The following is a 12,160-nucleotide window of genomic DNA, read 5'->3' as shown; positions in this document are numbered from 1 at the left end:
ACGCCTTTGTTCCTCGACGGTTAAGCGACCCAAATCACGCGGAGGTTCCCTGGTGCATGTGTTTGGGTCAGCGATTCCTGCTCCTCTGCTTTGCCGTATCGCCAGAGGCGAGGCTCCGCCAACGCGCAGCGTCTCCAAAGGAGAGGGTTTAGCGAATCAAGACAAGACAGCGCACCAAGCAGGGGAAAGGGTAAAGGTAAATACTTGCAACGCTTTCCCCCTTCCCCCGCTTAAAACAAGTTTCTCTGCTATGCGCCAAATAGTCACTTTTGTATTGACACTCCTCCCGCTGAAGCGAGGAGGATTCTTGGCTCTACGATTCGATTTGCTCCAGCAGGTGCTTGGTGCAACGCACGCTGAGGAAACCTCAGCGCGATTGCATCCGCTTTTCACCAACTGAAGTAGAGATCGAATCTCCCCAAGCGTTGCCTGCATCAAGCGCAGATCTTCCGGTGTGCCCCACCGTAGACAGTCCTCTGTTCAGAATTACGACAGCGGCGTTCTCATCTCTATCTAGCACACAGCCGCACTGACATACGTGTGTCCTGGTCGATAGAGACTTCTTAACAATTACGCCACAGCTAGAACATTCCTGGCTTGTGTATGCGGGATTTACAGCTACAGTAGCTCTCCCGAATACCTTCCCAAAATACTCTAGCCAAATCCTAAACTGATACCAACCTGCATCACTAATTGACTTAGCCAAGCAGTGGTTTTTGACCATATTCTTCACGCTCAAATTTTCGTAGGCGATCAAATCGTTTGACTGGACTACGCACCGCGCTAATTTAATAGCATGGTCTTTACGTTGCCTGCTTATTTTGAGGTGGATTCTACTTAGTTTGACTCTAGCTTTTCTTCGATTACTAGAACCTTTGACCTTGCGAGAAACTAGCCGCTGTGACCGTTTCATGCTTTTTTCAGAGTTACGATAGAAACGAGGGTTTTCGACTTGCTCACCATTAGAATCGGTATAAAAATGATTTAATCCAACGTCTAATCCGATTGTATTTTTGGTAGGCAAAATCGACTCGTTTCTGTCCACTGAAATGCAGAATTGCACATAGTAGCCATCGGCACGTTTAACCAATCTCACCCGTTTAATCTGGTCTGGCTGATAGAAATTTAGGTCACGAGTACCTTTTAACTTCAACTTGCCAATACCAATTTTATCGGTGATAGTAATTGATTTGCGGTCATCTGCCAACTTCCAACCAGTCGTTTTGTATTCAACTGAGCGGTTGTCTTTTTGAAAGCTTGGAAAACCTGCTTGGTGTGCTTTTCGCGTCGGGGAACCCGACGGGCGCGCATCCGCTTTTAGCCCTGCCACTTTCTTCTTGCAGTTATCATAGAAACGAGAAATAGCCGCCCATGCACGTTCAGCCGCAGACTGACGAGCCATAGAATTTAAGTTGTTGGCAAACGGAAATTCAGCCGCAAGAATGGCGCACTGCTTATTCAAATTGTACTTAGAGACTTTCGGGTTTTCCATCCAGTAACGGATGCACTTATTGCGAATGAATTGGGTAGCACGAATTGCTTCGTCAATGGCGACAAACTGGGCTGATTTGGCGTAGGCTTTGAACTCAAAAACTAACATTGGCTTTGTCTGTTTATGCTGAAATTATAGCTTAAAGCAGGTTAAAGTGCCAGTACTATCCACAGCGCATACGGGCTGCACTGCGTTTGATCCTGCAAAGCCGTTCTAAAAGGACGGGGTTTTTACCCAATTTCCTGATAAGATCGACAAGACCGATAGTCCATCATTGAGAGCAGTCTGTGTTAAATCGTCATCGCTGGGTCATCAATCTAGTAGTAGCTGTGTCTCTGCTGGCTCTAACTGGATTTTCGCTATTTCCCCTATTTAATTTCGTCTTGGATGGGGGGGCGGCGGTTGCCACTCAATCCAATCGCCTTTCTGTCGCGCAAACAAGTCAACTGCAAGCGCAAATTAACGGCTACACTCAGGTATTGCAAAAAGAGCCAGAAAATCAAGTCGCGCTCAAGGGCTTGCTAGATGCTCGGCTGCAATTGGGCGATATTAAGGGCAGCTTGGTACCGCTCGAAAAAATTGCCGCACTCAATCCCCAGACTCCCAACTATACAGTGCTCGTCGCTCAAACCAAACAGTATTTGGGCGATATCGAGGGGGCGACAGCTAGTTATCGAACTGTTTTGGCAATTCAACCGCAAAATATCAATGCCCTGCAAGGATTGGTAAGTTTGCTCATCGATGCCAAACGTCCCGAAGCCGCCATGGGCGCAGTGCAGAACGCATTGAAGACGATTTCTGCCGATGCCGATGCCACGCCGATTAAACTCCTAATGGCGCAAATCTATCTCAGCCAACAGCGTAATGCTGATGCGCTAGGGATTTATGATGCCGCGATCGAGGCCAATAAGCAAGATTTTCGACCAGTTTTGGCCAAAGCTCTGGTGTTCAAACAAATGGGTAATCTCACCCAAGCACAGTCGCTGATGAGTACTGCTGTCGATCTAGCTCCGGCTGAGTATAAGGATCGAATTAAGGAATTAGTCCAAGCTACTCAACCACCCAAGGTGACTAGCGTGCCTAGCACAGTTGCACCCGCACCGAATAATTCGACTGCAGCACCTCAAGTTGCCAAGTAGTCGCGATCGCCGATTGGAATCTTAAGTTGCCTGAATGTCATTTTCCTAAACAAAATCCGCTGTTACCGTAGGCAACAGCGGATTTTATATCATTAGAAAAGATTTCAATCTAAATCCCTACCTTAAAACCTAATTCTCTGCTTGGTGCGCTTCCATGGTCGAGTTTGTCTTGACGCAATTCTCAATTAATAAGATCCTTCTTTACATAAAACAACCTTAATTGTTTCGAGTAATATTTTTAAATCGAGAGTCAGCGACCATTGTAAGAGGTAAACCATATCCCAATAAAAAATCTCATTAGAATCGCTACTCTTACGTCCTTTAACTTGCCATAGTCCAGTAATTCCTGGCAAAACTTCATATCGCAATAAATTATTGCAATCGGTTTTTTCGATATTTTTAATCGATAGTTCATAATCTCTAATGGCAAGCGGGCGCGGCCCTACTAGGCTCATTCTGCCTTGGAGAACATTGATTAATTGTGGTAATTCATCTAAGCTATATTTTCGCAGAATTTTACCAACTTTAGTGATGCGTGGATCTGCTTTGATTTTAAATAAAATACCGCCTTTAACTTCATTGTCGGCTTCTAGTTTGGCTTGAAGTTCGCTGGCATTTATTACCATTGTCCTAAATTTCCAAACTTTGAAAGGGCGACCTCTTAAACCGATGCGTTCCTGTTTATAAAAAATTGGCCCAGGGGAAGATTTGCGGATCGCGATCGCGATCGCTAAGAAAACTGGTAATAGGATAATTAAGAGGATAAATGCAGCAACTCGATCGAATATTTGTTTCAACCGAAAACTAGTTCCCAAAATCGAGATCGATTTAAAACGGCTGGTGGTAATCTCACCGATCATCTTGGTTTCCGCAGCTCGTTGTGGTAACTGTAATTGGGTGGGAACCATTCTGAGATGAATGCCAACTGATTTTAATTTCCAAAACAAAATAATTTGATTGTCGATGGCTTGCTGCGAGCAAATGAATACCTCGCTGACTTTACTGGTTTTAATCAGCGAGAACACCGGATCCAATTGACTTTGCAGATCCCAGTCGGCAAAATCGATGATGCGCTCGACTCTAAATTGCTGGGAGCGTTTGATGATATTTTGGACTTTTTCGATATCCTCTCGATCTCCCAAGAGAACTACTGGTTGCTGCAAAATAGAGCAACGATTGCGAATCTGAATAATTAGTAGATCTAATAAAAATCTTGCCGAACCAATTAGGATAAAATTCAACACCCACGCGAACGCAAATACCGATCTCGTGACCCACCACATACCTGGATGGTATAAAAAGGCACTGATGAGGATCGTCAAATGCGCCAGTGTCAAAGATTTAAACAATTTGGCAAATCTGTGCAGTCGATCGTCCGTACCATAGAATCCCGAAGCGGCAAGAGTCCCGATACTGATGACGACAATCGGCCAGATCGACGCTGAGATCTGGATCGAGCCTGACGTGCCAAGGCGATCCGCACTCTGCCACGAGACAAATAACATCGTAGCATCGAGTAGGAGTAGAGTCATCGATCGTAACACTACCAGTGGCGTTCGCCAACGAATGAATAAATTCATTGCTCTGATATCTTCGATCTGCCAGAGATTACCCGTGAGATCGGTTTTGTTGAGATCGTTCATGCGATCGCTCCAAAGTTAGGTTAAATAGGGTGAATTAAAAAATTGCAGCGATCGCTGTCACTAATCACTTCAAGTATTTCAGTATTTATTTGTTATTTGCTGCTCGAAAGATACATGTTTTCATCATCGTTAATAACTGTAAATATTAGTAACAGATATTTTGCTGAATTTTGTGAAGTATGGCATCTCTTGTAAGTTGAGACTAACATGAAAAATCTACCTGAATCTGTCGATAAAACAGATTCAGTAATTTGGCTGTGAGCAATGTAGTGCTTTCACATTGAAATTGCTCGTACATACTGGAATATCTAAGTATTTACGACTACGCTATCTAGCTTATATGTACATGAGATTAGTGCTGCTGACATCAGACCATACATCTAAATCGGTGTTGTTTTGGCGCAGCCGCAGGATGAGAGGCGATTGGGGACTGCACGACAATAAGTGTTTTTGCCGTATATTTGCTTACAGTACTAGCTCTAAAATTGGAATTATCCACTCCCAATATATTATTCTGGGTTTCGCAGAATCAAAATATGTTCCATCACAACAGTTAGAGAAAAATGCCAATTAATAATGATGTGCAATTGGGTAAAAATGTGAAGATGTTTCACCCCGAATTTGTCAATCGTTACGGGTTTAAAATTGACAATGAAAGCAAGAGCGGCACGTTTTCTCAGCTCCAAAAAAATGGATCGATCAGGAGATGCAAAATCTCATCGCATAGCTTTCTGTGGGAGGGTGTCGCGATCGAAGATGAAGTATTTATTGGTCATGGAGTAATGTTCACAAACGACATCTATCCGCGATCGAGCAATCTCGATGGCAGTTTGCAAACCGAAGCTGACTGGGCGGTAATTGAAACTTGCGTCAAGCGGGGTGCCTCCATTGGGAGCAATGCCACTATTTTGACAAGACTGACGATCTGCGAACGTGCCTCGATCGGAGCGGGGGCAGTGGTGACGAGGGCTGTTGCCGACTAGGCGATTGCCGTGGGCGTATCCGCTCGGGTAGTGGGCGATCTACGCGATCGAGCCGATCCTAGAGTGTCGATATTAGGCATGTAAGCTTACTCAATGTACGCCTTTTGTGCTGTTTTTCATTCAGATGAATCTATAAGATAAGTAGATGGGTATAATACAATCACGGGTGGAGAGAGCATAGCTGCTAATCGTTACACAGTCAATTTTTCAGTATAACAACCCTCAGATTTACATACAATTTTATTAGGCTTAAGCTGGGCTAATTAATGATATGGCAAGCGATATTAATATTGGTGTCATTGGCTACGGATCCAATAGTTCTCAAGAGTTAAAACTGTCCAAATCGATCGGTAAGATTTTGGGATGTCTAGATCGAGAACTGGATTTAGAAATTGAGACAATCCTCTTGGGAGCTTGGGCACTATCGCTCAGTCGCTACAGTTCCTCAGAGAACGTACTCTTTGGCATAACCACGGTGGGAGAGATTGAATTTGTTGGCAGAGCCTCTCTGAAAGAGAATCGTGTCGAAACAAAGCGAGAAAGCTCAAAGCTCGTCTTACCTATGCAAGTTAAAGTCGAACCCGATCGATCGCTGCTACCTTGGCTCAAAGAGTTGCAGACACTACATATTGAACTCAGAGATGGCGATCGATCCGCGCTAGATCGGAGCTGTAAATCGAGCGAAATTTCTCACCAAGTCCATCTTTTTGAGAGTTTGTTAGTTTTTAATAATGTCGATCTCGATGCAGAACAAAAGTCGCAGTTGTTAGCGCAAATTAATTATCCTCTGGTCTTGGAAGTATGTGGAAAAGATCGGCTATGTTTGACAATCCATTATGACGCTCGACGATTTGAGACTGGCGCGATCGAGCGAATGCTGGGGCACTTACAAACGCTGGTAGAGGGGATGGTTGCCAATTTGCACCAAACTCTGGCGGAAGTACCAATGCTGACAGCGGCGGAACGCGATCGGCTGTTAATTGAGTGGAACGATACTCAGGTTGACTATCCGCAAAATAAGACAATTCATCAGCTTTTTGCAGAGCAAGCAGCGCACACTCCAAATGCGATCGCGGCAATTTTACCATCTTTGAATGGCGACACCAGTATTAGCCTGACTTATCGAGAGCTGGATCGTCGTGCCAACATCTTGGCTGGCAAACTGCAACAGATTGGGGTGGGTGCCCAGACTTTGGTAGCCATGTGTCTGGACAGATCGATCGAGACGATCGTTAGCATTCTGGGAATTCTCAAAGCTGGTGGCGTTTATGTGCCCCTCGATCCGGCATATCCACAACAGCGGCTGGCTTTGATGCTGGAAGATACCCAGGCTTCGGTATTAATTACCCAGTCGCATCTGCGAGATCGATTACCAACAACTCAAGCGCGGATCGTTTGTCTGGATGCTAATTGGGGTGAGGGGCTGTCTGCGGTAGATCCGCTCTTGGTAACGATCGATGCTGGCAGCTTGGCATATATTAACTATACGTCTGGTTCGACGGGTCGTCCCAAAGGGGTGGCAATTCCGCATCGGGCAGTAGTGCGATTGGTGGTGGGTAGTGATTTTACGCAGTTGGATCGCACTAGAGTCTTACTCCAACTGGCTCCAATTTCCTTTGATGCTGCCACTTTGGAGATTTGGGGTGCCTTGTTGCATGGTGGCTGCTGTGTCTTGTTTCCAGGCAATGGGATTCCCGATCCGCAAGATTTGGGCAAGGTAATTCAAAGTTATGGTGTCACGACGATGTGGTTGACGGCGGCACTATTTAATACGATCGTGGGTGAGGCTCCAGATGCGCTGGTAGGGGTAGAGGAATTGCTGACAGGCGGGGAGGCACTCTCGCCGAATTTCATTCGGTTGGCACAGCAACACCTGCCGCAGACGCAGTTAATTAATGGTTATGGGCCGACTGAGAATACTACTTTTACTTGTTGTTATCGGATTCCCAGCCCGTTACCAGAGACTGTAACTTCGATTCCGATCGGCACACCGATTGCTAATACTCAGGTTTATATTTTAGATCCTCTCTGTCAGCCAGTGCCGATTGGCGTTTTGGGCGAATTATATGTTGGCGGTGATGGACTCGCTCGCGAGTATCTCAATCTCCCGGATCTGACTGCCGAAAAATTTATTGCCAATCCTTTTAGTAGCGATCCCACCGCGCGGCTGTATCGATCGGGAGATCGAGTCCGATGGTTGTCAGATGGGACGATCGAGTTTGTCGAACGACTAGACAATCAAGTCAAAATTCGCGGCTATCGGATCGAATTAGGTGAAATTGAGACGGCTTTGAGCCAGCATGAAACCGTGCGAGATACCATCGCGATCGTCCGTGAGGATGTGCCAGATGTCAAGCGATTGGTGGCGTATGTAACACCAAAGTTGGATCGATCTCCAGATGTCAGCCAGCTCAAAATATATTTACAAGCCCGATTGGCTGAGTATATGATTCCGGCAGAGATCGTCGTTTTGGCTAAAATTCCACTCACGCCTAATGGTAAAGTCGATCGACGGGGATTACCAGCACCGATCCAGGCAGTTGGGTCAAATTTTATCGCACCAAGTACGCCCACGGAGCGATCGCTAGCAGAGATTTGGTGTAGCTTACTGGGTTTGGATCGGGTGGGGATTGAAGACAACTTTTTCGATCTGGGCGGAACTTCGCTGTTAGGTTTGCAGATGGCGGCGAGAGTGCAGAAGCAGTTAGTCTCGGTTAGTCAGGTTAGTCAGCGGTTGAAACCGCCGCTCGGAGTGCAAAGTCCGCCTTCTCTACGAGACGCTATGCGAACGCGGACTGATTTAACTCAAGGGAAGGGGCAGGGATTAGGTTCAGAATTTCGGGCGGTTAAGCTTTATCAGTATCCGACTATTCGCAGTTTGGCTCAATATCTCGATCGAGTGGCTAGCAACCAGATCGAACGTGGCACTCAAGCCGTCACCAAGACCGATCGAGCGAGCTTGCCAGCTTTAGATGGAATCGCGATTATAGGCATGGTGGGGCGGTTCCCTGGTGCGGGTAGTGTCGAAGAATTGTGGCAAAATCTCTGCGCGAGTGTGGAGTCTAGCACGATTTTTACCGACGCCGAACTCGATCCGAGTGTGGATGCGGAGTTACGTAACGATCCAAATTATGTCCGCGTGAGAGGGATTATTAATGGGGCGGAAACATTTGATGCGGCGTTCTTTGGGATTAGTCCCAGAGAAGCGGAAGTAATGGATCCACAGGCGCGGGTATTTCTCGAACTGGCGCATACAGCCTTGGAGAATTCGGGATATACACCAGAATCTTACCAAGGTGAGATTGGATTATATGCTGGCTCTGGACAGAATACTTACTTCGAGCAGCATATCTGCGGTCGTCCCGAAATTATCGATCGACTGGGTGCATTTCAGACGATGCTGGCGAATGAGAAGGACTTCGTAACGACTCGTACCTCTTACAAATTGGGTTTAACTGGGCCGAGTTTGAGTATTAATACGGCCTGTTCTACTTCGCTCGTGGCCATAATTCAAGCAGTTCAAGGGTTAAATAGTCATCAATGCGAGCTTGCCCTCGCAGGTGGAATTTCAATTACCACGCCCCAAAATCGCGGTTATCTCTATCAGGAGGGGAGTATGCTTTCCCCCGATGGTCGCTGTCGTCCTTTTGATGCCCATGCTCAGGGGACAATGTTTAATAGTGGGGCGGGTATCGTCGTGCTGAAACGGTTGGCAGATGCGCTCGATGATGGCGATCGAATTTATGCCGTTATTAAAGGTGTAGGCACGAATAATGATGGTAATGATAAGGTGAGTTTCACTGCTCCGAGTGTAAATGGGCAAGTGGGCGCGATCGCCAAGGCTCATGCTGATGCGGGAATTCATCCCGAAACCATCACTTATATCGAAGCTCACGGTACAGCCACGCCATTAGGCGATCCGATCGAAATCGAAGCCCTAACTCAAGCATTTCGTCGCCAAACAGATGCAAACCAGTTTTGCGCCATTGGTTCGGTCAAGAGTAATGTCGGGCATCTCGTCGCGGCGGCGGGGGTGACAGGGCTGATTAAAACCGCATTGGCACTTTATTACAAGCAAATTCCCGCGAGTTTAAATTTTGAGGCTCCCAATCCAGAACTTGACTTGGCAAATAGTCCTTTTTATGTCAATACCAAACTAGTCGATTGGATCGCGAAAGAGACACCCAGACGGGCTGGAGTCAGTTCGTTTGGAGTCGGCGGGACGAATGCTCATGTCGTGCTGGAAGAAGCACCTGCGATCGCATCTTCAAGTTTATCCCGACCTTATCAATTGCTAAGATTATCAGCAAAAAATAGCCCAGCACTGGAGCAGACAACCGCTAATTTACAAGAATACTTGAGAGCAAACGTAGAGACTAATCTCGCCGATGTTGCTTATACCCTCGATCGAGGACGCAAAGCCTACAATCATCGTCGCTTTGTGGTCTGTCGCGATCGAGCGGAGGCGATCGACATTTTAGGCACTTTGAATGTCAATCGCAGTGCTACCCGCCTGACAGAAATTCGCAATCGGGAAGTCGTATTTATGTTCCCCGGACAGGGTTCGCAATACATCAATATGGGTAAGTCCCTGTACCAACAGGAAGGGGTATTTAGAGCTGCCGTCGATCGCTGTGCGGAGATCCTCAAACCATTATTAGATCGCGATCTGCTCGAAGTCCTGTATCCGCCCCAGGGCGACGAAGAAACGGCTACTGCCTTGCTGCGTCAGACCCAATATACCCAACCCGGCTTGTTTGCGATCGAATACGCACTGGCGCAACTGTGGCAAAGCTGGGGTGTCTATCCAACGGCAACGATCGGACATAGTATCGGCGAATTTGTCTGCGCCTGTTTGGCGGGGGTATTTTCGCTTGAAGATGGGTTGAAACTAGTCGCCACCCGCGCCCGGATGATGGGCGAACTTCCCGGCGGAGCGATGCTGTCAGTCCGGTTACCTGCGGCAGTATTGACAAAACGACTCAGTGGTGAGGTGGCGATCGCGGCAATTAATGGCCCCTCGCTCTGCGTGGTATCAGGGCCAACGGACTCGATCGCTAACTTGCAACAACAATTAGAAACCGAAGATGTAGTTTGTCGATCGCTCCATACCTCCCATGCTTTCCATTCGCCGATGATGGATTCAATTATCGAACCATTTGGCGAACTAATAAAAACCATTCGACTATCGCCACCCCAGATTCCCTTTATTTCCACCGTCACGGCTGACTGGATTACTGACGAGCTAGCCACCGACCCCCTGTACTGGGCTAATCATTTACGTGCAACCGTAAGGTTTGCAGAGGGCGCAAATCGACTGTGGGAGCAGCCAGAACGAGTCTTACTCGAAGTTGGCCCCCGTACCACCACCGCCACCCTCGCCCGACAGCAAGCAAAAGACATCAAAAGCCAAATTGCGATTTCGTCATTGGGTAGCACCGCCGACGATGAAGCCGAATCTCTGGCAATCTTACAAGCGATCGGTCAACTGTGGCTAGCAGGAGTCGAGATCGATCGAGATGCATTTTACACCGATGAATACCGTCACCGAGTGCCTTTACCTACATATCCATTCGATCGTCACCGCTACTGGATCGATCCAAAACCCACTTCCCAACACCCCAACACCCCAACACCCCAACACCCCAACTCCCAACTCCCAACTCCCAACTCCCAACTCCCAACTCCTATGATTCAAAATCGTCAACAACAGTTGATTCCTCAACTTCAAGCCGTTCTAGAAAACACATCAGGATTGGATCTCGGTGGCGTTGATGGTGCGACTACCTTCTTGGAGATGGGATTAGACTCGCTCTCACTCACCCAAGTGGCGATGGCTCTAAAAAAGAAGTTCAAAGTCAAGATCGTTTTCCGAAATTTGTTAGAAGACTATCCGAATCTAGATACGCTGGCTGATTTTATCGATCGATCGACCCCAGCAGAGGCATTACCCGCTCCGGTAACCACTGCTGCACCAGTAACAGCTACACCAACACCTACTCTAACTATGCCGACTACCCCTGCCCCAACCAACGGTGCCAATGGTAATGGTAATACTGTTACTGGTAACGGTTCGTCGCTAATACCCGCACCCAATCCCGAATTAGCGGGTACAGCAGTGCAAGCGATGGTTTCCCAGCAACTCCAAATCATGGCACAACAGCAGGCGATGGGTGCCCAGCAGCTCCAAATTATGGAGCAACAAGTACAACTGCTCAGTCAATCTGGGGGAGCGATTGGATCGATCGATTTACCTGTCATCGAGACGGTTGCACCACCTGTCATCCAGCCTAAAACTTCTGCTCCAATGACTGCTCCGACGATCGACAATCCCCCACCGAAAAAATCAGTTGGGCCGGGTGCTAAAATCGAAAAATCTACCAGTACGACATTAAGCACAGACCAGCAGAAAGCTCTCGATCGCATCATTGCACGTTATGTCGCTAGAACTCCAGAGTCAAAACGCCAAACTCAGGAGCATCGCCAGTATCTAGCCGATCCGCGCACGGTGTCTGGCTTCACACCGCTACTCAAAGAAATGGTATATCCGATCGTCACCAATCGATCTGCTGGTTCCAAATTGTGGGATGTCGATGGCAATGAATACGTCGATTTAACCAATGGTTTCGGGCTAAATTTCTTTGGGTGGAATCCAGATTTTGTCACCGATGCTGTGATTGCCCAAATGAGACAGGGCTGCGAAATCGGCCCTCAATCACCCCTCGCAGGGAAAGTCGCCAAACTTGTGGCTGAATTTACGGGAATGGAACGAGTTGCTTTTTGCAATACTGGTTCCGAAGCTGTCATGGCAACATTCCGGCTCGCGCGTACCGTTACTGGACGCGATTTAATTGCGACTTTTGCGGGCGACTACCACGGCACATTTGACGAAGTACTATACCG

The 12,160-nt window shown here is 47.4% G+C and carries 4 protein-coding genes and 1 pseudogene; 3 read left to right on the top strand and 2 right to left on the bottom strand.

Annotated features, from left to right (window positions below; genetic code table 11):
• Positions 1 to 367: 367 nt before the first annotated feature.
• A complete protein-coding gene (locus tag C7B77_RS02545) occupies positions 368 to 1,600 on the bottom strand; it encodes an RNA-guided endonuclease InsQ/TnpB family protein (protein WP_106300008.1) in 1,233 nt (410 codons plus the stop codon).
• A 179-nt stretch (positions 1,601 to 1,779) separates the two neighbouring features.
• Here C7B77_RS02545 and C7B77_RS02540 point away from each other — a divergent pair, with 179 nt between their 5' ends.
• Positions 1,780 to 2,631, top strand: coding sequence for a tetratricopeptide repeat protein (locus tag C7B77_RS02540; RefSeq protein WP_106300006.1), 852 nt, complete (start codon positions 1,780 to 1,782; stop codon positions 2,629 to 2,631).
• A gap of 185 nt (positions 2,632 to 2,816) precedes the next feature.
• Here the strand turns inward: C7B77_RS02540 and C7B77_RS02535 are convergent, their stop codons facing one another.
• Positions 2,817 to 4,274, bottom strand: coding sequence for a sugar transferase (locus tag C7B77_RS02535; RefSeq protein WP_106300004.1), 1,458 nt, complete (start codon positions 4,272 to 4,274; stop codon positions 2,817 to 2,819).
• A 563-nt stretch (positions 4,275 to 4,837) separates the two neighbouring features.
• On the opposite strand from C7B77_RS02535, the pseudogene C7B77_RS02530 reads away from it, so the two are divergent.
• Together C7B77_RS02530 and C7B77_RS29565 are read left to right on the top strand one after the other, a co-directional pair.
• Positions 4,838 to 5,254: pseudogene (locus tag C7B77_RS02530) on the top strand (acyltransferase); the annotation flags it as partial.
• Between the two features lie 274 nt (positions 5,255 to 5,528).
• Positions 5,529 to 12,160: non-ribosomal peptide synthetase/type I polyketide synthase (locus C7B77_RS29565; RefSeq protein WP_181243682.1), on the top strand; the 6,632-nt coding region annotated here is incomplete at its 3' end.

Source organism: Chamaesiphon polymorphus CCALA 037, assembly GCF_003003845.1.
GTDB lineage: Bacteria > Cyanobacteriota > Cyanobacteriia > Cyanobacteriales > Chamaesiphonaceae > Chamaesiphon > Chamaesiphon polymorphus.
This window is presented reverse-complemented; position numbering and strand designations above follow the sequence as displayed.

What these genes read in the sequence shown, in the direction of transcription:
- C7B77_RS02545 (WP_106300008.1), bottom strand. Translation starts at nt 1,600, where the DNA reads ATGTTAGTTTTTGAGTTCAAAGCCTACGCCAAATCAGCCCAGTTTGTC.
- C7B77_RS02535 (WP_106300004.1), bottom strand. Translation starts at nt 4,274, where the DNA reads ATGAACGATCTCAACAAAACCGATCTCACGGGTAATCTCTGGCAGATC.